Genomic DNA, 20,904 nt, shown 5'->3' on the forward strand with positions numbered 1-20,904 from the left:
AGTCACAAAATCTCATCTCCCAAGAGGGGATGAGTACTTCTACTGGCACTGTTAGCAATTTCCTCTTTCTTTTTGCGATAACCATCGGAGATGACCAGTGCAAATAAAAGCCCCGAAGTTCTTACTGAGTTTTGTTGCAATATTAGCCATCATCTGGACTACCAACTGTAATTCACTTCCTGCGCTGGCTACTAACTATTTTCCAGCTTTAACAACAAAAGAAACCAGTTCAATAAGAAAGCTGGAGGAGCCTGTAGCTTTAGAAGATCTAGGCACTGAACCGATTCCTACTCCAACACAAGAGCAGTTGCTGAAGCTCAGCATTCATCTGCGAGACGCTGCTAGATATCTTGGAGCGAGCTTGCCAGTTACTGTGACTCTGTATGAGCCACTTAGTAAATCATGGCGATTTACGGATATTAAAGATTCTAATGGCTGGACAACCTTAACAGTAGGTCAAGCCTTAAAACTGGTTACGCAAGAACTGGAAGTAATCAAAGCTAGAGAAACACAACCAGTAATTGCCCTATTACTAAAAGATGAACTAGCCGAGCGATACCTCCCAGTGAGGTTACCATTAAACCTTTACTGCTACAAGCTTTCAGAGTCGATTAAATTACCAGCTACCTTTCGTCACCAATCATGAAGTTCTATTGCCTACTTCTCAGGCTTTTAGGAATCCTCTTATTCACGTTAGTTTTGATTTTGTGTGGAGTTGGGTTTGACTATGCCTTAAATACATCTCTAGCTGCCAGTCCTGATAAGCCAACTACCGACCTCAGTTCCCAATTGAAGCAAATCCTAGTTTCTGCGGCTCCAAGCAATCAAGGACTCAACTATTTTATTCTCCCAGATTCTTCAGAAATCGATCGTATTCCTGCTGACCCAAACAACCCGCTTACACCTGAGAAAATTCGTTTGGGGCAGTTTCTTTTCCACGAGACGGCGCTTAGTATCAATCCCCTCAATCCTAAAAACTGGCAACAATCAAGCTGTGCCTCCTGTCATATTGCCCAAGCTGGATTCCGCTCAAACTTAGCGCAGGGACTAGGGGTCGGTGGCTTGGGTTTCAACAAGCTTAGGCATCGAGATCCTGACATTTCTTCAGTGCAGATTGATAAGCAAAACATTTTGGCTCCTTCCGTTCTCAACAGTGCATATCAAGAGGTAAAGCTCTGGGATGGTAGGTTAGGCGTAGCTGGCCCCAATGCTAAGGAGCCTGTAATCCAAAGCAATGATGTTAACCGATTCAAATTGCATGGCTTAGAGACACAACCAATTGATGGCTTGACTTTTCATCGACTGGGTACTGCGGCGATCGCTTCCATCCCAGAGTACCAAGAACTGTTTGCTAAGGCTTTTCCAGACCGCCCGTATGTAGGCGCAGACGTGGAGGATACAAAAAGAGCAGGGCTAGCGATCGCCGCCTACGAACGCACTCTCCTTGCCAATCAAGCTCCCTTTCAAAAATGGCTTAAAGGCGATCCGAATGCTATGTCTGAAAAAGAACTCCGAGGCGCAAAGGTATTTTTCAGCTCCTCGTGCGTTCAATGCCATACAGGAGCAAATCTAGCTTTAACAGATTTTCGGGCTGTCGGTTTCGCGGATCACCCTGAGGAGTGGAGCGGACTTAACCTGGGTCGAGGGGCTATTACCAAACGTGCGAGCGACGATTTTAAGTTTAAAGTACCACAACTGTATAACCTAGCCGATAGCTCCCCCTACGGACATGGAGCTTCTTTTAATACCCTGCGCGAGGTTGTAGAATACTTCAATCGCGCCGAGCCACAGAAGTTAGAAGCTTTGTATGCAGGCAATCTCAGTGTTTGGTTCCGCCCCCTCAACCTGACACAAGATCGGGTTAACGATCTGACAGCGTTTTTGGAGACTGGTCTACGCGACCCCAACTTGACCCGCTATGTGCCAGAGCGCCTACCTAGTGGACTCTGCTTTCCTAATAACGACCCCTTGTCGAGAAAGCAATTGAATTGTGATTAAGAAACTGTTGGTTAATGTTCTATTTATAAACCGACCATTTCTCTCCAAGGTCGCTCTGCTCCTGACCTGGCGAATGCCTCAAACGAACAAGCAAGAGCAGCATCTCCTGCGAGAATTTACCGTCAAATCTTCTCAATTCGCATCCTGAGTTTTGTCAGTCAACCAGGGTGCATTATGGCTAATCAAATGTTGGGCGAGTGTTCTCGTCACGCTCCCACAGATAATAACCTTCTCATCGCTGTTGTAGATTTTCTAACACTAAGTTGAAGTATGAAACGTCAAAGTCGTACCCCTTGGGTTCATCGCTACTGGCGACCTTTAATGGCAGGAATTGCTACAGTTGGTGCTGCGGTAACTGCATATTTAACAGCAATCAAATTAACTCAAGGTTCTGCTATTTGTCCGACTTCTGGCTGTGACATCGTTCTTTCTAGCCCCTATGCAACTGTGTTTGGATTACCGCTGGCGTTGTTTGGTTTCATAGCCTATGCCAGCATGGCGCTCTTTGCAATTTCACCTTTATTAGTGCCACAGTCGAATCAGCAACTGCGATCGCAACTCCAGTCTTGGACTGGGTTGTTGCTGTTTGCTGGTGGGACTGCTATGACGGTTTTCAGTGGCTACCTGATGTATTTACTCGCTTTTAAGATTCAAGCAGTCTGTATTTACTGTGTTGGCTCTGCTATACTCTCGACTAGTCTGTTAAGTTTGGCTATTGTCGGTCGCAATTGGCAAGATATCGGTCAATTGTTATTCACTGGATTTATCGTCGCAACGCTGGTGCTGGTTGGCACGTTAGCAATTTATGCCAACGCCAATAATCCGGCGCTCTCCAACTCTAATACCAGCACCGAGCAACTTTCACGGCAAGAGTACGCTATTACTACCACATCTGGTCAAGCTGAAATTGCCCTAGCGCAACACCTAAAACAGATTGGGGCGGTATTCTATGGAGCTTCCTGGTGTCCTCATTGCCACGACCAAAAACAGCTGTTTGGCAAAGAAGCCGCCCAAGAAATTCCATATGTAGAGTGCGATCCTAAAGGCATAAATTCTCAAACCGAACGGTGTCAAGCTGCTGGGGTACGGGGATTTCCTACCTGGGTAATTAACGATCGAACTGTCATGGGAACTCAAAGTTTGTCAGCACTGGCAAAGCTTTCTGGCTATCGAGGAGGGCATAACTTCCAAAGTTTTCAACCGACTGGCAAGTAACACTGTTGTGTCACTTTAGGCGGAAGAAAAATGGAAATCGGGATGAGTTAGGAAGGTAAAAATGGAAGAGGTAAGGTAATAAACAATGGATTGAAGTTTAGTAAATCCGCGCTTATAATTGAGGGATAGAAAAAACTGAAAGCCAAGGTTGAATTAAGTTAAATAGGGTAAAAGGTTGAAGGATAAGACGAAGATTGTTCAAAATATTCTTCCAACCTTTACCATTATCCCACCAGGGATGAGAAGCAAATGTTGATTGAGAATCTGCCGGAGAAGGACGCAGAGAGTCTGAATGAAGGCTAACCATAAGATAGGCACTTGCATTCAATCTCCCACCATCGTTCAATATCCTCATAGCGAGTCAAACCTGTATCTGCCCAACCTAATTCATTTTTACTTTGTTTCAAGCCATATTCAATCCCCGTGCTTTAACACCCCCATAAGAACACAAACCCAATCGCAATTCGTTATCCTTAGTGTTGAGGGGTTGCTCAACTTGGCAGCGATGGCTGCTAAGGTACAAGCCGCTCAAATATCCTCCATTGAGGAAGGCACTGTATGTCTCAACAACTCATCCCCCCCCACCCAACCTACTGACTACCAACTTGTGGCTGACTCTGCCGCCCAGGAATCGTCAGCGGTCGTTGCAGATTCTCACGCAGATGCTGAACAGTCAATTGCAAACTCAGGAGGGCAGGCATGAAAAATCGTAAGCCTGAGTCAATGGAATGGCATAGTCAAAAGATTTTGCCGCAACATCTCGACCGATTAGCTGTGGTATATGTGCGTCAATCGACGCTGCAACAGGTGCTCGACCACCAAGAGTCTACGCGGTTGCAATATGGATTAGTCGAACGCGCTAAAGCTTGGGGATGGCAGCGAGAGCGGATATTAATCATTGACGACGATCTGGGCAAGTCGGGAGCAACTGCTCAAGGACGGGCTGGGTTTCAACGCTTAGTAGCCGAAGTCGGTATGGGGCACGTGGGCTTAATTTTAGGCATAGAGATGTCGCGACTGGCTCGCTCATGCAAAGATTGGCATCAACTGCTTGAGATTTGCGCGTTATTTGGCACCTTAATTGCGGATCTTGACGGCATTTACGATCCAAGTCATTACAATGACCGTTTACTGTTAGGACTCAAGGGCACTATGAGTGAAGCAGAACTGCACGTCCTCAAACAGCGGCTAGTGCAGGGCAAACTTAGCAAAGCCGAACGCGGAGAACTTGAGTTTGGCGTTCCCACAGGTTATGTCCGACGCAGCTCTGGGGAAGTGACATTTGACCCTGATGAGCAGGTGCAGCAAGTGATTCGACTGATTTTTCGCAAGTTTGACGAATTGGGGACACTCAACGCCGTGTTGCGCTATCTGGTAGACCACCAGATTCAAATCGGGGTACGTGTCAAGAGTGGACTGACCAAAGGAGAGCTCGAATGGCATCGTCCCAATCGGACTTTGTTACAAAATATCCTAAAAAATCCGATGTATGCTGGTGCCTATGCTTATGGTCGGCGGCAAGTAGACCCGCGTCAAAAGCAAGCTGGGCGGTTGTATTGTGAGCGTGTGGTGGTTGACCCAAACGATTGGCACGTGCTGTTACACGATCGATTTCCTGCTTACATCTCATGGCAGCAACACCAGCATAACTTAGCACAGTTGAAGTCGAATCGCATCTGTGCTGAAGAATTGGGTGCCTCTCGGTATGGTTCTTCATTACTGGTGGGGCTGTTAGTATGTGGCAAATGTGGATGCCGCATGAGCGTTAACTATCACCACAAACAGGGATATCGATACGTGTGTTGTCGCCAAGCCGTGGATTACGGCGGTGAACGATGCCAAAGCATGTCTGGTCCAACATTAGATCGATTTGTGGTCGAGCAGGCGATGGAAGCGTTAAAACCTGCTGCACTCGAACTCTCCTTGGCGGCAGCGACGGCGCTCGAACAGGAACGCATCGAACTCAATCGTTTGTGGCAACAACGCTTAGAACGGGCTGCCTATGAAGCTGACCGTGCCAAACGCCACTATCAACTGGTTGAGCCTGAAAACCGTCTAGTGGCGCGTCACTTGGCCTCTGAATGGGAGGCGAAATTGCAAGCTCAACAGCAACTGCAAGAAGAGTATGAACGGTTTTGTCAACAGCAGCCTCGCTTGTTAAGCGATGCACAACGCCAGACAATTCGTCAACTAGCGCACAATATTCCAGTTCTTTGGCACGCTACCACAACAACCAACAACCAACGCAAAGACTTGTTACGTCAAATTCTATCGCGAGTTATCATTGATGCCCAAGGCGATAGCGAACAGGTTCAGGTTACTCTGGAATGGATCGGTGGAACTGTAACGTGCGCTGGGATTCGTCGTCCGGTTGGAAAACTTACACAACTGAGTAATTACCCACAACTGTGTGAACGACTGCGTGAGTTAGCCGCTCAAGACATGAAGCCGAAGCAGATTGCTCAGCAAATGAACTCTGAAGGCTTTTACCCGCCGAAACGACGGGCAACATTCAAAGCCGAACAAATTCAGAACTTGATGCGGCACTTAGGACTGAAACCACCGCATCAATCGACTGCTGAACGTGACAACCTCGAAGCCGATGAGTGGTGGTTGACTGACTTGGCACGCATGCTTAACATGTCCACAGTCACGCTCTATAGCTGGATACGCCGTGGTTGGGTCAAAGCCCGACAGCAAGAACATCCGTCTCGCCGATGGATAATTTGGGCAGATTCAGCGGAAATTGAACGATTAAGACAACGCCGTGAACAACCAATAGGAGCTGCAACACGACAACATTGGTTAGACTATCAAAAATCAAGATTATTAAATTCTAAGAGTGCAGATTTATCGACGAAGTACGATAGCAAGATAGATGATGTAGAGGGCATGATAGATATCAATTCTTGCAACTAAATTGCCAATACACTCAAGTCTCTGGAGCAAACAACCATGTCTAAACAGCCTTCCAGGTCACGTCAGCACCACAGATTAGACTCTTATAGGGGGATTACGGCAAGCTCATTTCAACCCATGTTCTTAACCCATAAAAATTCCCAACCTCTCTGGGTGTAATGTCGGGATAATTACTCATGACATACCAGGTAGAGTTCCCAGGTAATTTCTCTATGTCTGTGGTAATTTGCCAATATCTATGTTCTCCACGTTTTCCGTGAATTATTTCTCTAAGGAATCGATTCTCACTTCCAGTGCATCGAACTCTGCCTGAATTTGCGACAAGCTCAAATGCGGTAGGTGCTGTTCTGCCCATAAAATCGCATCACTCACCGAATGCCAGGAGCAATAGACTGGAGCAGTTTCCAATACTGCGACTTGACTAATTGCTGGTAATTCAACTCGTGGTTCTGGTGTTGCTATGCTTTGGTTGTCTGCTTGCCCCATTTCTTCAGTCGAATAAAGCCCAGACAGTTCTTGGGGGAAGGCACGGCGTAGAGCTAGGCTCTCTGCTACCCTACCAATCATCAAGTCAGGCATCTGTTGCCAAAAGTTATTCGGTCTGCCATCGCCTGTTTTTTGGACATTGTTTGGCAGTCCTTGGGTACGGGCATCTCGCCATCGTCTAATCCTAGTTGCTCGCTAACAAGCGTGACTCTATACCGATAACTTCGTTCAGCTCGAATAGCGCAATTAGATAACGTTGTTGCGGTCGCCTTGGTTTCACTTGTATGATGCATATCAAACACTCCTTTCTTTAAACGGGAAGGGTGGGCGATCGCTGCTAGTTTTCCAGGCTGTGAGCGATCGCCTTTCAATCTTCTAAATTCTATCATGATAAAATCATGATAATAATAGAGTCATGATAAAATTGTGATAAAACTAGAGTAAATAAGTTTAGTTAATCAGTGGGTTATGGCTAGAAAGAAGCTGTATCAAGATAGTGATTATATTCAAATTGTTGTTCCCAAGTCAGAGAAGGCAATCTTTGACGCTGTTTGTTCTGCTAAGCAAACAACAATGAGTGAAGTATTACGACAGGCAATGAAGCAGTACTTGGTGGCTAACAAAGAGGTTGTTGAGGAGGTTGGCACTTAATCAGGCGCAATCGCGCCTACATCTGTCACTCTATATCCGTCTCGCCTGAAGCTCTAAGCATAACGAAGAGCGCAAGAGTGATTTGCCTCAACCCGTACAGCGGCTAGATTTAGAAAAATCATTTGATATAATTATGAGTCAAGCAATTACAAAAAGCATTAATTTACAACAAACACTAGATACTGCCATACAAGAAACTCAAGAAATCATGCAGCAGGGAATAGATATCAGCGATCCCTCTGTAGTCACTCCTTTAGAATCAGTAGCCAATCAGTATCCCGAAATCTCCCCCCAGTGCAACCAGTTGCTCATGGAGTTGGTTCAACAGCAGATGAAACAGCTTTCTGGTCAAGAATCATCCCAATTTGTGAACGAATTTTGAGCTATAAAACCAAATGAATTGGTCAAGGTTTTTGGCTCAAGGGGAAAGAGCAGTCAGAATTGTTCGCTCTGGACTTAGGAGAAGAGGTATTAATGTAGGAGACTCAATTATTACCTCTTTCAACACCGATGAAGATCTTCCTGTTTACGATCGCAACGGCAATAAACTGTTTTGGATATCTGTTAAAGCTGTTTCTGGTTTGATCGACGACCCAGTACGACAAATGCCACCCAATTATAAAGGTTGGATGTGTGGAGAAGTAGAAAGCAAACAGTGGGTCAACCCGCCTGCTGTAGTTATTTGGTATTGTCTGAGAACTAATGTAGCCTGGGGTGCAATAACACCAAATCGTCCTAGTACGAAATGGATTATATTTCCCGATCGCTATGGAGTGGTCATAGACAAGCGCAAAACTGCTCTAACTGGACAAACTCATTATCTTTATCCCTCTTACTGCGTTCCACCAGCGGAAATTATCAGTAAAGATGAAGCGATCGGATATATTCAAGAATTAACTCATACTACTAATCTTTGACACAAGCTGACTTCACCTAATTTGCTTTCACTTATTTATTGCTAGCAGCATACCGTACATTCACACTAGCTCAGTCCGAAGTAGCTTACTAATCTCGAAGAGAATTTTGAGTGGCACTCGTGGCGCATTGACTTACATTCGGTTAAGCTAAGTCAATGCTGTTTTAGTGCTGTTGCCAAGAGGTAAAACTATGACTCAAATTGTAGATTCATTACCCGACGACTATCAACAGTGCATCTTGTGCCACTACAAAAACGCGACTAGTAGAGTTCAAATTGCTCGGATTACAAATGGAAATTCACTCTACTAAAATAGCCAGTGCCATTCCTGCTGATACCATTGACTGCCAGCAACTACAAGTCAATACGAATGAGGGCGCTCGCGGTTGAAAGGGCGTGTTTGCTTTCCTGGCAACGACAAAACAAAAAGACTTTTTCCGGCGATCGGAAATAAAAAAGAAGCTGGGATTATCGATGTTTTCACGAACCGCAAGATGCGTTAAAAATGCTTCGATTTCTGCACTTCCCATATCTTTAGGATGGCGTTTATTCTGAAAAAGGATGTAGCGTTTAATCCAGTTAACATAACTTTTTCTGTTTGGTAAGAATAGTGCTTAAGACGGAGCGCGTCTTGTACTTGTTCAAGCAGTTTCTTTGGGCGTTGTTCCATCGGTGTTATACAGAAAAATTCCGTTTAAAACTCTAAATTAGGATGTTATACGGAAAAATTCTGGATAACACCAAGGGATATACGGAATAATTCCAGATAATACTCCCGTAAAGGGTGGTTATACGGAATAATTCGGTATAATACCCAAATAAAGGGGTAAAAAAGAAGGTTTCCGTGTATTCAGACAGGATTTCGTTGTAATGCTAGATATATTAGCAGCGAGAAAAAGATTATACGGAAAGTTTTCGTATAATAAATAGTTACACTGCCAACTTTTTAGATTGCCAGTCTTAGGAATGTATTTTAAGCCTGCGCTTGACCATCAAGCTTCTGAACTGCTCTTGAGCCGAGCAATATCACAGGAAGGAGGGGCACCAAACAACCGACGGTATTCGCGTGTAAACTGTGAGGGGCTTTCATAACCGACCTGATGACCCGCGATCGCTGCATTCATCCCATCTCCCAACATTAAGCGGCGGGCTTCTTGCAGTCTCAATTGCTTTTGATACTGCAAAGGACTCATCCCTATAACAGCCTTGAAATGATGATGGAGCGTTGAAGGACTGATGCAAACTTCACGAGCGATTTCATTAATCTCAAAGGGTTTCGAGTAATTGTTTTTGAGCCAGTTGATTGCTCGGTTAATAGCATGGAGCCGCCGATCGCCCATCGCAATTTGACGTAAGCATGGGCTATGTTCGGCAGATAGCAAACGATAGAGAATCTCTCGCACAATGAGCGGTGCTAGGATCGCAATATCTTGTGGAGTTTCTAACAGCCGCATCAGCCGAATCGCCGCATCTAGCAACGGTGGAGTCATAGGACTGAGTGATAAGCCTTGTTGCAAGGGTTGGTGCTTGGGAACGTCTAGTTCTGTTTCCAGCATCAATGCTCCCAGTTCTCCTGGATCTAAATCAAGCCGCAAGCATAGATACGGTGCTGCTAATGTTGCCTCAGTCACTTGTCCCACGATCGGTACATTGATCGGCACGACCAAACATTGCTCGGAACCATAAAGATAAATTCGATCTGCTAAAATCACCTGCTTCTGACCTTGAGCGACAATGCAGAGAGCAGGTTTGTGGAGGATATGGAGAGGTGCAGTCGGTTGCGAAGCGCGAATCAAGAATAGCCGCGCGATCGCAGTAGCATGAATGCCATCGACATTAGTGTTTTGTGCAATCAGAGCCGCTAGCTCAAGCTGCTGTTTTTGAACTGTTTCTGCTGTCATGATCGTCTCAAGTCGCTGCTGCTCCTGTCACGCAAGGTAGCCCTAAAACACTCAGTCGCCAACATCAGCTTATCGTTTAATGAAGCAAACCTGGTAAAAGAAATGCAGGATTAGGCAAGAATTGAGCAGGTTCAGACTACCGCTGCTAAATCTGACTCTTTTAGAGTGAGGATGTAGTGGATATGAACTTGCAGATCCGGTCTTATGATGACTAATGAGAACAATGCAACCGCAGAAAAGATTGTCCTAATTACAGGTGCGAGTAGCGGGATCGGTAAAGCGACGGCACTTCTACTTGCTAAAAAAGGCGCTCACGTTGTTTTGGGCGCACGGCGCACAGATCGATTAGAAGCGATCGCATCTGATATCCAGGCTGAAGGTGGCTCTGTTGCATATCGCACCCTTGATGTGACTAACCTCGAACAGATGCAGGCTTTTGTGAACTTTGCCCAAGAGAAGTTTGGGCGCATTGATGCGATCGTGAACAATGCAGGTGTAATGCCGCTCTCGAAACTGGAGGTGCTGAAGATCGAGGAATGGAATCGGATGATTGACGTGAACATCCGGGGTGTTTTACATGGCATCGCGGCTGGACTACCGTTGATGCAGCAACAGGGTTGGGGACAGTTTATTAATCTCTCCTCGATCGCTGGACATGCGGTTTACCCGACTGCTGCAGTTTACTGTGCTACAAAGTTTGCCGCGATCGCCATTTCGGAAGGGCTACGCCAGGAAGTGAGTAACATCCGAGTGACGGTGATTTCGCCAGGAGTAACAGAGTCAGAACTGGCGGATAGTATTTCAGATGACACGGCGCGGCAGGGAATGCAAGATTTTCGACGGATTGCTATTCCACCAGAGGCGATCGCTAGGGCAATCACATTTGCGATCGAACAGCCGAATGATGTCGATGTCAGCGAAATTATTGTTCGTCCTACTGCTAGCCCTTATTGATCGCCAAGGGTTACAAACCCGATTTCTCAAATCAGCAATCTAACAAATCAAAAGCAGCAAATATGCTGTTCAAGGAGATTTAATCGTGAAATTTAGTCCTGTTCTTGCGGTGATACTTGCGTTTACCCTCGCATTTGTCCTCGCTTGCTCACCGCTCTCAGCTTCAGCCCCAGGAATTGGCAAGTCTGACATAGAAGCCATTAACGCCACTCGCACTGCCCGATCTACGGCGATCGCTAACAGAGATGCAGTGGCTGCCGCTGCTGTAGCTACGGAGGACGGAATAATCCTGCCGCCCAATCTGCCGCCACGACAGGGGCAACCTGCCCTGCGCGAGTGGTTTACCAACTTCCCTGCAACCTCTGTCACCTTCACCTCGATCGAGATTGATGGTTCTGACCGAATTGCCTACGATCGCGGCACTTATGAAGCAACTGCAAAAGATGGGACTGTCACACCAGGCAAGTATCTTTGGATCTGGAGGAAGCAAAATGACGGTTCGTGGCGGGCTGCGATCGCAATGTGGAACCCGAACGCTCCTGCACCGTGATGACGTAGATTAGTAAATCACGAAAGAGCAATGGAATCGTCCGATTACTGTATAACAACCGCGCTGCACCGGAACGTATTAAAATGGTCGTTAGGTTGCAAAGGTTACCTGCGTCCGGTGAGCGCGACCGTTAGCAATCCAAGCTATGCGATCGCCTACCTTCAGAATCACAAAACTACATCACCAGTTGTTCATGTTTTCCCGCCACTTTCTGTAGTTCTTGCACAATTGCAATAGCTGTTTGAGATATGTAAGTCACATACTCGCGAGCAGACACAAGACATTCTTGCTTGGGCAGCGTCTGCTTCAATAGCCGCACGCGATCGCGAGCGTGTCAGTAGTGCTTCTAGCTCATCAATCGCCTCTGCGTCCTTGAGCGCCAGGATCGCTATGGCAATGTCGATATCATCATAGTTGCAATGGTTAAAGCTGCCAATCAAATGACTGCTGTTTTCATCCCCGCGTTCCCCTGATGCAGGAATCAGAACATCGTTCGAGCAACTTTTTTTTAAGAGAGAGCGCCAAAAGCATGAAATCGACAGTTATTAGACATCTCCAAAATAGTAACGTTCTGTGGTAAAAGAACATTAAGATAAGTTTTTTGGCACAAGAATAAGGCTTTAATACTGAATTATATTGAGGAGAACCCTAAAGAAACACAGCGGTTAATTGGTCTAGAGTATGGACAGTTGCAACAATTAGTTCAAAATGCAGAACGGCTCCATTATGAAAAACAAGCTGCAAGAGAATCCAAAAAAGTTAGAATTATTGCTGGTGGTGGAGGACGTAAACCAAAATTATCCCTCAAAGAACAGATAATTTTATCTTTGCTATATCTGAGACATTTAACGACATTTCAACTTTTGGACATCTTATTTGAAGTGAGTGAATCAACAGCCAATGATACATTTAACTACTGGTTACCTAACTTGCAAGAATTGTTGCCCTCTAGCTTACTCGAACAAGTAAAAAAAACGCTGCTGACTATGAAACGATAAAAGAAGTACTGACAGAATATGAATTAATAGTAGATAGCTATGAACAAGTTAGAGAGAGACCTAGAGACAATGAGGAACAAGAAAAGTATTTTTCAGGTAGGAAGAGTAATCATACGTTTAAAAGCCAAATGATTATCTTGCTTAATGGTAGCGATATCGTTGATATTGTGGCAGGTGAACCTGGACCAAAAAGCGATATAACATTGTTTCCTTGAAAATTGCACTCGCTTTGACCCAAAGCAAAAATTTAAAGGGGATTTGGCTTATCAAGGAGAAGATTTAATTGAAACTCCAATTAAGAAGCCGAGGAATGGAGAGTTAACAACTGCACAAAAGCAAAAAAACAAACAGTTCTCCTCTCAACGAATATATGTGGAACATCGCATCCGCTCCGTGAAAATATTTCGAGTTGTTCAAGATAGATTTAGGCTACATTCCAAAAAATACGAACAATTAATAATGGCAGTTTGTGGATTAGTAAGATTCCGCATTGGAGCACTCCTCTTACCAGTAGAAATAAGTCCTATGCCCTCAAGTTGCAATTAACGCATACAACTCTATGCTTCTGCCTTGTTATCAACACTAAATATCTCAAATCCTTATTTGAGCAGATAGCCTAGGTGATTCGTACTGCTTGCATTTGCGCCTTATAAGCTAGTCATAGGCAAGGTTTGATAGTTTTCGGAGATGTCTTTTGGCCCCTGATGGTTATTTTAGGAATGTGAAGAGCGCGATCGCCAACAACTACTATCTAAGTCATCCCAGCCTATTTAGCCGCTCTGGGAATTGCAGACTGATAGACAGATTGAACGACGAGTACGGGCTTTTGGCTGTATTCTGCTTCTAGCTGCTTGACAAAACCCTCATCCCAATTGAAATCGTATTCTCTTTCGAGGTCAGCGACGACTAAGGGACGCAGTACACCTGTTACAGCGACTGTCTGATCCTCTTTAACTGCCGTATTTGCTGTATTGCCTGTTTTAGGATTTGCTACTAACACGAGTAAGTCGCTAGCGCCAAACAATTGGTCTTCATCCAGGGTAAAAGTAGTTGGACTGAGGATTTCCTCAACTTCACCCGTTACAGCTAGAGTTCTGCCGTAATATTGTTTTGGGTTGGAAGTAATTTCTCCAGGTTCAGGTGCAGGCGCGATCGACTGAGCAATAATTGCTGGTTTGCCTTCGTAGTCTACATAATTAGGCGGACAGCCTTCAGGAGCTAGGCGCGTACTATTGAAAGGTTCTTCGTAGTAAATCCGAGGACAAGGATTGAGTACCTGAGATCCCTGTGCCGATGCCACTAGAGGAATTGCTGATATACCAATTAGTAAGCCACCAAAAATGGTTCCTACTATCCCAACTTTTTTAGGTTGAATTCTATTTTTATTATGCATTTGAAACTCCAATTAAAAGTGTTTTGGTTAGATTCAAGCAGTTTGCATTAGCTACAAGAGGCGATCGCGTGCTACTTTTTGACAAAACAACTCATGACGGTTTGTTTAAAGTTGCGGATGGAGTCATTTTTGGCTCTCCAACACGCTACGGGAATATGACGGCACAAATGAAACAGTGGATATGAGCGAGTGCTTTGTGATTTAGAGATAGAGCATTATATCAGTAAAGTCTTAACACAACGTGTAGAAAGAACTAACGGCATTGTGCGCGGCTCAAACGGGTCGTTGGCATCGACGACAGAACAAGTTAGTAAGCTGTGGCAGCAGAGTGAGGCAACTTTGAGGCTTATTATTAGCTATTTCAATGGGTGCGACCTCGATCTGATATTATTTAGAGAGCAACCGGAAACCCATATTGATTGAGTTTGTGCCAAAATTGAGTCCACCGTGTCGGTGTTAAAACCAACGTTCTTAAACTAAGGACGACAGATGCACCTGCTTCTTTCCATCGCATTCCAGAACAGCATAAGCGTTGCTTAATCACGGTTTTACACGCTGCTTCAGTCACGCCAGACCCAATCGGGTAGTGTTTGTCGCGGTACAGAGCATAGTTCATTTGATGAAGATGATTCCGATAATAAGTGACCGCTGCATCTAGGTTCTCTTGAATGGTTTTGGAGTGGGTTTGGGTCTCTGATAACTTCAGCATCTGTTGATAAAGTTCGGATGCAGTTTCCGACTCATGTTTGAGCTGATGGCACTTTTGAGTCAGCCATTGTTTCTGTTGGGCTAAGTTATCGGGATAAAGCGTAACTGCCACCGCACCAAGATAACCAGAGGCATGATAGAAATCTAGAATCTGCTCTTGGGTATGACCTTTCAGAAACTGCCAGTTTGAGGCGGCACCATCGGCAATGCCGATATAGGTGGCTTTAGGGTATCGTTGTTTGGTGCGTTGGATTTCTCGCTCTAGCCGCTCTAGAAAACTGGCTTTGCCATATTCAGGGGTTGCTCCAATATAAATTGTGTGCTGGCGTTCCCCTACAGCGTCATAAAGACTAATAGTCCCGACCATTGCCTCTCGCCATCCTGTGTCGCACAGCAGCATACAGGTGCCGTCTAGACCAATGGCAACGCTCTTGATCTCGACCTCCAGTTTGGGGGGAACATAGTTCCAGCTTTCTTCTTTGAGCTCAATGATACTGGCAACGGCTTCGCTGGTGCGTTGGATATAAGAGACTGCAACTGGACGACGATGATTTTCTGCGAGGTCGCGTTGTACGTCTCTTGCTGAGCCATAAGCCAGTTTGGAGGACACTTGTTTCGCAAACAAGGGGGTTGAGGTAATGATAATTCTGCCTTCTCGCTCAACCGGACAATAGGTCTTACCCCCTCCTGAACGCTGATACACATGACGATGGACAATGACTTCTCCATAGGGGGTTTGATACTCTTTGGGTTGTTCTCCTTTTGTGCGCATCACTTCGCCAGCGATTTCAATGGCTGAACCATCGGTATCTAAATATTTCAGGGCGGCTGAGGTTGCTAGACATCCTCCTTCGTTCAAGCTTTGCTGGATGTTCTCTTCACTCGCGAGCATCGAACGGCTTAAGTCTATGGTCACTTCTAGCTTCACTTGCGACCCTTCAATACTCAGGATTCGTGCGCCCATTTTTGCTCCTGTGATTAGTTTACTCAGTAGTATCACTATCCGATCGCTAAATCAACTAGAGGTCGCACCCATTTCAATTGGATCTGGCAGCATACATGCCTGGGAACTACAGCGGCACAGCGAGCAGGATTAACCGATCGTCCTTGGACTTGGAATGACATCGTTACCTATCCCACACTTCTGTAGGGCATGACCTTACCTTTATTATGACTGACTGAAACAAACAAATTGCTACACGAGCATTTAACCAGAGTCCAACTCGCCAGCAGTAAATGTTGGAAAACTTTTCAGGGAGATTCCAATGGAATGCGATCGCTTGCTTTCAATCCGCAAGGCAATCTCTTCGGCTTTCAACGATTAATAAAGGAGGACACTCGACGTAAACCATTTAAGACCGCTCTGATGGAGGATTGCGCCTCCCCTCAATGGTAACAAAGTGGAGGAAGCGACAAAAACTCCACACCATCGATGTCCTTAATTTGCACTGTTCGCGCATTTGACATCGCTCTCCTTCAATGCACGCTCCTGAGCCACAGCGGTATAACGCTCATACAGTGCTGTTTCTTTTCAGTAGTTTAGAGTTTACAAACAGCGATCGCAAGGCTAAGTCTTTCGGAGTAAGTTCGCATTCTTTTGCTCCTTTCTCTGCGTGCGATCGTATTTAAATGATAGGACTGAGAATGGCTATAGATAAATACAATACAATTACTGAATATTCAGTAGAATAGTACTGCAAACTTCAATATTTTTACTATAGGCATTCCAAAGTTTAATGCTGTAAAGACAACACATCATCATTTGCAGGTTCTCCAAACAGCTGAGAGAATGCGGGAATGAGCAATAACATCTTGGTAACGGGTGCTACAGGCAATGTTGGTTTTGAAGTCGTGCGCTTGTTGAGCGAACGGAGATCTTCAGTCAAAGCTGCTGTACGAAGTCATTCTACTTCGCGCGTTCGTCTGCCTTCTGGTGTAGAATCAGTTGAATTCGATTTTGAGCAACCCCAGACGTTTGAGCTAGCTTTTCGGGGGATTAATACGTTGTTCTTGGTCAGACCTCCGGCGATTTCGCAGGTGAAGAAATATATCTATCCCGCACTTACAACAGCCCAAGCAGCAGGTGTCGATCGCGTTGTCTTTCTATCTCTTCTAGGAGCAGAACGCATGGCGATCGTTCCCCACGCTAAGATCGAAGCATACATTAAATCTCTCGGTCTAGCGTATACTTTTCTGCGGGCAAGTTTTTTTATGCAAAACTTGAGTACAACGCATTGTCAGGATGTTAGAGATAACAACGAGATTTTTGTCCCAGCAGGTAAAGGCAAGACAAGTTTTATTGACGTGCGGGACATTGCCGCTGTTGCCGTCAAAGTGATGACGGAACCAGGACACGAGAATCGAGCATATTCACTGACTGGAAGTGAGGCACTGGACTACTACGAAGTTGCTGAGATCTTTACAAATATTTTAGGAAGAAAAATCTTTTACACTCATCCTTTTGTGTTTAATTTTGCCCTGAAAATGTATCGGAGAGGGTTCAACGCAGGATTTATTGCAGTCATGCTAGGAATCTACACTACAGCACGTTTGGGATTGGCAGCAAAAGTTACCGACGATGTCAGAAATTTGTTGCAGCGATCGCCTATTAGTATGTCAGAGTTCGTGCGGGATTATCGAGCAAGTTGGATGTCACAAAGCCAACATCAAGTATAGCTGAGGAGACCGTGCTATACAGGTGTCGCTTGCTTAAAAGCACGGGCGATCGCCTTCCACGCCTCCTTACGCCTCATGTCTGCATCAAGTGGTAGGGGACGTACTGCTCGTCCATCTTGCCGTGCTTGCTTGTGGGAAAGCCAAGTGTAGCGATCGCTCAGTCCCCAAGTGATAACGGCAATTACCGCTGGTTCATCTAATACCGCTGACAGATAATCTTGATAAATTCCGGCAACTAGGCGATCGCGGAGATGAATATCTGACGGCAGGTGTTTGTCTGTCACATCTAGTTCGGTAATTATAATTTTCAGACCGAGACTTGCAACATCCTTCAGAAAAGCCCTTAATTGACTAGGGTTAAAGCGAGTTTCTCCCCCCCATAAGTGAGCTTGAATCCCAAGAGCCTGCACGGGAGATTCCTGAGATCTCAAACGCTCTAGTAACTTTAAAACAGCAATTCTCTTGGCTTCATCTTTAGGCGTGTCATACTCCGTACCATAATCGTTGTAAACCAGCAACGCCTGCGAGTCTGCTGCGGATGCGGCACGAAATGCTAGATCGATATAATCAGAACCTAAAAATTTCAACCACGGCGTGTTGCGCAAACCATCAGACCGTCCATCCTGGGGAAAAACTGCCTCGTTGACTACATCCCAGGAATGAATTTGTCCGGCATAATGCCCAGCAACTTTTGTGATATGTTCCAGCATTATTTGCCTAGCATTTCGATGGTTAACCGTCGATTTAAACCACGACGGTAATCTGGCGTGCCACAACAAGGTATGTCCGCGAAACAGTAGATTGTGAGTGCTGGCAAACTGAGCTAGGCGATCGCTACGCGAAAAGTCGAACCGATTTGGACTAGGGCGAAGACTTTTCCACTTCAATTCATCTTCTGGCACGAGCATGGCACATTCTCGAACAAAGCTGCTGGCAAATTGCGGATTGGATGACAGCATGTGTTCTTGTGTAGCAGCTCCATAGATTAATCCCTTCGCAGCCGCCCATTCGCGTAAAGAAGCATTCTCGATCGCCGCGTCTGTATCCGCTGATAATATCTGCCGATCGTACCCAGGCTGAGATTTACTAGCGCCAGCACCTATACCCGCTACAGCACTCAACCCTAACAAAAATCTACGTCTCCCAGTCATCGTTCTTTCAGTAATAACTCAGTGGCAAATAGCCTCAAGATAAACCAAGGCTCAATTGAGTAGCGCCGCCAGAGCCGCTGCGGTTCAGCCAGCAAACGAAACAACCACTCTAAACCCAATTGTCCCGCCCATCTGGGGGGAGTTGGTACGGCTCCTGCTACGTAGTCTATAGCAGCTCCAGCAGTCAAAATCGCATTGGCAGACAGTCGATCGAGGTTATCCAGTATCCAGTGTTCTTGTCGGGGCATACCCATGCCCAACATCAGTACGTGCGGTTGGTAAGCGGCGATCGCCTCTAAAACGGCTCGGTTTTCCAAACTGCTCGGATGCACGTCAAAATAACCGTGAGCCGTAGCTAATTGCAAGCCAGGAAATCGCTGACGTAGTATACTAGCACCCCGCTCGGCAACTCCTGGTTTACCTCCTAAATAAAATATGCGCCAACCTTGCTGTGCGGCTACAGCCATCAGATGGTCTGTCCAGTCTACATACGTAACTCGATGCTCCCGTCTCAGAGGCAAGCCCAGCAACCGCCCCAGCAAAATTAAAGACATACCATCAATATGTATGTATTCTGCGCGATCGTAGAAGGCACGCATCTTTGGGTCTTTGTGGTAGATGCAAAGACTATGCAGGTTGTGATTGGCAATAATCCACCGTTCGTCACGCTTAACAGCCTCGGCAATGAGGCGATTGAGATCCGAGATTGTCAGTGCATTCACCCAAACTCCAAGCAGGTAATAGGACTGCTTCATTGTTCCCTATCCCTAAAGATTTGCTCAACTGTTTCAATTAATGTCCGAACGCGGGCAGTCCAACTATGGTAAGTGAGGATCTCTTGTCGAGCTAGCTCTCCCATATTTGGCAACACCTCTCGCGACTCATAAGCTTTGACTAATGCCGATTTGAGTGCCTGTTTATCGCCAGAGGGAAACAAAAATCCAGTTTCCCCATCTCGCAGCGCGAACTTAGCATCCTCAAATGCCGAAGCTAAAACTGGTTTGCCCATCGCCATTTACTCATAGATTTTGAGCGGCGAATGATACATTGTCCCGATTTGCAATTTGACATGACCGGAATATCCCAAGTCAAATCCGGCAATATAATCGGGTACTTCGTCCCAGGAAACTTGACCGACAAACTCGACTCGGTTTGATAAACCTAAACTACGAGCTTGAGATTCCCATTTCTGTCGCATCTGACCGTCTCCCACAACGACCAGAGACAAATCGAAACCATCCGCTTGCAAATCGTGAAGGACTTCCAGCAAATCGTCTAAACCCTGCCAAGAGTAAAGATTACCCACAAATCCAATTGTGAAGTTATTAGACCTCTTGCAAAAGGTCAACTAGACAGAGGGGGTTTGAAGTAGGTGTAGCTCATAGTTGTACAATCCAGCTATGAGATTAAACCGCAATCCAAAACGCTTACGACGATTTCTATAACGGTCAGACAAAATTTTAAACACCTTAAGTTTACAATTTATGTTCTCCCCTATCAGTCTAATTCTAGCCAACTCTCGATTCTTCTTTTTGTCGGCAATACTTAAATTCTTTCCTCACGTAGACTTCTTAGGAGTTTCACTATTTGAGTGAAGTTTTTGAATTCCTTGATATCCCTTATCTCCTAAAAGCTTGATATTTTCCCTCAATCGAGTCTTGCTATTTCTAAATATGCGGAAATCATGCTCCTTTCCCTTGCCATGTGCCGTACAGATGATTTCTTTTGTGGCTTGATTTACCACTATCTGTGATTTGAGTGTGTGCCTTTTCTTTTTGCCACTGTAGAACTGATGAATGTTTTTTTTGGGACGCTCTATTGGGGTTTCTGTAACATCTACTACCACGATTTCTCTCTGACAATCAGACTCTTGTAGTTTCTTCTTACCAGGTAGAGTAAAGGCTCTTGAACTCACCAGCGGATCTTCAGTTTTCCTAATAATTCGATACGCTGTTGATTCATTCACCCCCCATGATTGACCAATGTGGAAATATGTCCGGTATTCTCGCGCCATTTTCCAATGTCATTAACAATTGGTCTTCCAAGCTTAACTTGCTTGGTCAACAGCAGTGGCTTGTTTGACTCAGCTTGTTTTAAAACCGCGAGCATTGCCTCGAAAGTTCCAGAATGTACGCCACATAAACGTTTGAACTCTGATGGCTTCAGGTGTTTTACGGCATTATAGCTCATAATTTTTGATCTACTTATCTCACCTTTCCCTACCCTTTTGCAAGAGGTCTAATCACTTTGTAGTCGATTCCCCAACCCCCTTCAAAAGGGGGCATTAGTTCCCTCCTTTTTGCCGCAGTCGCTTTGTAGTCGATCCCCCAACCCCCTTCAAAAGGGGGCATTAGTTCCCCCCTTTTTTAAGGGGGGTTAGGGGGGATC

At 45.4% G+C, this 20,904-nt stretch carries 21 protein-coding genes and 7 pseudogenes; 17 read left to right on the forward strand and 11 right to left on the reverse strand.

Features of this window, described 5'->3' with window-relative positions; all coding sequences use genetic code 11:
* Positions 1–97: 97 nt before the first annotated feature.
* The 3 genes from QH73_RS15105 (at position 98) to QH73_RS15115 (ending at position 3,213) form a co-directional block, all read left to right on the forward strand.
* Positions 98–646: a hypothetical protein gene (locus tag QH73_RS15105; protein WP_039712423.1), complete on the forward strand. Its 549-nt coding sequence runs from the start codon at positions 98–100 to the stop codon at positions 644–646.
* The gene (locus QH73_RS15110) at positions 643–1,998 is read left to right on the forward strand and encodes a cytochrome-c peroxidase (RefSeq protein WP_132867115.1); all 1,356 of its coding nucleotides are present in this window, start codon (positions 643–645) and stop codon (positions 1,996–1,998) included. Before QH73_RS15105 ends, QH73_RS15110 begins: the two co-directional genes overlap by 4 nt.
* 270 nt (positions 1,999–2,268) lie before the next feature.
* Positions 2,269–3,213: a vitamin K epoxide reductase family protein gene (locus tag QH73_RS15115; protein ID WP_132867116.1), complete on the forward strand. Its 945-nt coding sequence runs from the start codon at positions 2,269–2,271 to the stop codon at positions 3,211–3,213.
* Positions 3,214–3,228: 15 nt separating this feature from the next.
* On the opposite strand, the pseudogene QH73_RS15120 reads toward QH73_RS15115, so the two are convergent.
* Positions 3,229–3,638: pseudogene (locus QH73_RS15120) on the reverse strand (IS701 family transposase); the annotation flags it as partial.
* An 80-nt stretch (positions 3,639–3,718) separates the two neighbouring features.
* On the opposite strand from QH73_RS15120, the gene QH73_RS15125 reads away from it, so the two are divergent.
* Positions 3,719–3,916 carry a hypothetical protein gene (locus tag QH73_RS15125; RefSeq protein WP_039711155.1) on the forward strand — a complete coding sequence of 66 codons (198 nt, stop codon included), beginning with the start codon at positions 3,719–3,721 and terminating at the stop codon, positions 3,914–3,916.
* Positions 3,913–6,132: a recombinase family protein gene (locus tag QH73_RS15130; protein ID WP_201278172.1), complete on the forward strand. Its 2,220-nt coding sequence runs from the start codon at positions 3,913–3,915 to the stop codon at positions 6,130–6,132. Before QH73_RS15125 ends, QH73_RS15130 begins: the two co-directional genes overlap by 4 nt.
* 261 nt (positions 6,133–6,393) lie before the next feature.
* Here QH73_RS15130 and QH73_RS29325 read toward each other — a convergent pair whose 3' ends face one another.
* Together QH73_RS29325 and QH73_RS15145 are read right to left on the reverse strand one after the other, a co-directional pair.
* Complete coding sequence (locus QH73_RS29325) at positions 6,394–6,711, reverse strand: recombinase RecT (protein ID WP_039717270.1); 318 nt, start codon at positions 6,709–6,711, stop codon at positions 6,394–6,396.
* Positions 6,699–7,007, reverse strand: a complete 309-nt coding sequence (locus QH73_RS15145) for a hypothetical protein (RefSeq protein ID WP_132867118.1) — start codon at positions 7,005–7,007, stop codon at positions 6,699–6,701. The genes QH73_RS29325 and QH73_RS15145 overlap by 13 nt, the downstream gene beginning before the upstream one ends.
* Before the next feature lie 79 nt (positions 7,008–7,086).
* On the opposite strand from QH73_RS15145, the gene QH73_RS15150 reads away from it, so the two are divergent.
* The 3 genes from QH73_RS15150 (at position 7,087) to QH73_RS15160 (ending at position 8,186) form a co-directional block, all read left to right on the forward strand.
* Positions 7,087–7,269 (forward strand): ribbon-helix-helix protein, encoded by a 183-nt coding sequence (locus QH73_RS15150; RefSeq protein WP_039717269.1) that lies wholly within the window; start codon positions 7,087–7,089, stop codon positions 7,267–7,269.
* A 133-nt stretch (positions 7,270–7,402) separates the two neighbouring features.
* Positions 7,403–7,651 (forward strand): hypothetical protein, encoded by a 249-nt coding sequence (locus QH73_RS15155; RefSeq protein ID WP_039717268.1) that lies wholly within the window; start codon positions 7,403–7,405, stop codon positions 7,649–7,651.
* A 13-nt stretch (positions 7,652–7,664) separates the two neighbouring features.
* A complete protein-coding gene (locus QH73_RS15160) occupies positions 7,665–8,186 on the forward strand; it encodes a hypothetical protein (RefSeq protein WP_132867120.1) in 522 nt (173 codons plus the stop codon).
* Positions 8,187–8,484: 298 nt separating this feature from the next.
* On the opposite strand, the pseudogene QH73_RS15165 reads toward QH73_RS15160, so the two are convergent.
* Positions 8,485–8,769: pseudogene (locus QH73_RS15165) on the reverse strand (phage integrase N-terminal SAM-like domain-containing protein); the annotation flags it as partial.
* 408 nt (positions 8,770–9,177) lie between these two features.
* Positions 9,178–10,086, reverse strand: a complete 909-nt coding sequence (locus tag QH73_RS15170; protein ID WP_039717266.1) for an AraC family transcriptional regulator — start codon at positions 10,084–10,086, stop codon at positions 9,178–9,180.
* 204 nt (positions 10,087–10,290) lie between these two features.
* Between QH73_RS15170 and QH73_RS15175 the strand changes: the two genes are divergently transcribed.
* The 5 genes and pseudogenes from QH73_RS15175 to QH73_RS28840 all read left to right on the forward strand — a co-directional run.
* A complete protein-coding gene (locus QH73_RS15175; RefSeq protein WP_063777354.1) occupies positions 10,291–11,040 on the forward strand; it encodes an SDR family oxidoreductase in 750 nt (249 codons plus the stop codon).
* An 85-nt stretch (positions 11,041–11,125) separates the two neighbouring features.
* Entirely contained in the window at positions 11,126–11,590 is a 465-nt protein-coding gene (locus tag QH73_RS28235; protein WP_039717265.1) for a YybH family protein, read from the forward strand.
* Between the two features lie 689 nt (positions 11,591–12,279).
* Complete coding sequence (locus tag QH73_RS28240; RefSeq protein ID WP_236147038.1) at positions 12,280–12,588, forward strand: helix-turn-helix domain-containing protein; 309 nt, start codon at positions 12,280–12,282, stop codon at positions 12,586–12,588.
* A gap of 26 nt (positions 12,589–12,614) precedes the next feature.
* Positions 12,615–12,803, forward strand: coding sequence for a transposase family protein (locus tag QH73_RS28835; RefSeq protein ID WP_309476498.1), 189 nt, complete (start codon positions 12,615–12,617; stop codon positions 12,801–12,803).
* Positions 12,804–12,816: 13 nt separating this feature from the next.
* Positions 12,817–13,134: pseudogene (locus QH73_RS28840) on the forward strand (transposase family protein); the annotation flags it as partial.
* A 220-nt stretch (positions 13,135–13,354) separates the two neighbouring features.
* Here the strand turns inward: QH73_RS28840 and QH73_RS15200 are convergent.
* On the reverse strand, positions 13,355–13,981 hold the full coding sequence (locus QH73_RS15200; protein WP_132867124.1) for a hypothetical protein: 627 nt from the start codon (positions 13,979–13,981) through the stop codon (positions 13,355–13,357).
* 23 nt (positions 13,982–14,004) lie between these two features.
* Here QH73_RS15200 and QH73_RS15205 point away from each other — a divergent pair, with 23 nt between their 5' ends.
* Both QH73_RS15205 and QH73_RS15210 read left to right on the forward strand, forming a co-directional pair.
* Positions 14,005–14,166: a flavodoxin family protein gene (locus QH73_RS15205; protein ID WP_132867126.1), complete on the forward strand. Its 162-nt coding sequence runs from the start codon at positions 14,005–14,007 to the stop codon at positions 14,164–14,166.
* A pseudogene (locus QH73_RS15210) lies at positions 14,159–14,347 on the forward strand (IS1 family transposase); the annotation flags it as partial. The gene QH73_RS15205 and the pseudogene QH73_RS15210, both read left to right, overlap by 8 nt.
* 25 nt (positions 14,348–14,372) lie before the next feature.
* On the opposite strand, the gene QH73_RS15215 reads toward QH73_RS15210, so the two are convergent.
* Positions 14,373–15,653, reverse strand: coding sequence for an ISKra4 family transposase (locus QH73_RS15215; protein WP_039711635.1), 1,281 nt, complete (start codon positions 15,651–15,653; stop codon positions 14,373–14,375).
* Between the two features lie 66 nt (positions 15,654–15,719).
* On the opposite strand from QH73_RS15215, the pseudogene QH73_RS28250 reads away from it, so the two are divergent.
* Positions 15,720–15,839: pseudogene (locus tag QH73_RS28250) on the forward strand (IS1 family transposase); the annotation flags it as partial.
* Between the two features lie 647 nt (positions 15,840–16,486).
* Positions 16,487–17,365 carry an SDR family oxidoreductase gene (locus QH73_RS15220; RefSeq protein WP_039717263.1) on the forward strand — a complete coding sequence of 293 codons (879 nt, stop codon included), beginning with the start codon at positions 16,487–16,489 and terminating at the stop codon, positions 17,363–17,365.
* A 14-nt stretch (positions 17,366–17,379) separates the two neighbouring features.
* Here the strand turns inward: QH73_RS15220 and QH73_RS15225 are convergent, their stop codons facing one another.
* The 4 genes and pseudogenes from QH73_RS15225 to QH73_RS15240 all read right to left on the reverse strand — a co-directional run bounded on the left by QH73_RS15225 (position 17,380) and on the right by QH73_RS15240 (position 20,706).
* On the reverse strand, positions 17,380–18,516 hold the full coding sequence (locus tag QH73_RS15225; protein ID WP_052290244.1) for an endo-1,4-beta-xylanase: 1,137 nt from the start codon (positions 18,514–18,516) through the stop codon (positions 17,380–17,382).
* Positions 18,513–19,271 carry a WecB/TagA/CpsF family glycosyltransferase gene (locus QH73_RS15230; RefSeq protein ID WP_039717261.1) on the reverse strand — a complete coding sequence of 253 codons (759 nt, stop codon included), beginning with the start codon at positions 19,269–19,271 and terminating at the stop codon, positions 18,513–18,515. Before QH73_RS15230 ends, QH73_RS15225 begins: the two co-directional genes overlap by 4 nt.
* A pseudogene (locus QH73_RS28255) lies at positions 19,268–19,864 on the reverse strand (glycosyltransferase). The gene QH73_RS15230 and the pseudogene QH73_RS28255 overlap by 4 nt, the downstream one beginning before the upstream one ends.
* Positions 19,865–20,706 (reverse strand): annotated as a pseudogene (locus tag QH73_RS15240) (IS5 family transposase).
* Positions 20,707–20,904 lie beyond the last annotated feature (198 nt).

Origin of the sequence: Scytonema millei VB511283 (assembly GCF_000817735.3) — a bacterium.
Classification (GTDB): domain Bacteria; phylum Cyanobacteriota; class Cyanobacteriia; order Cyanobacteriales; family Chroococcidiopsidaceae; genus Chroococcidiopsis; species Chroococcidiopsis millei_B.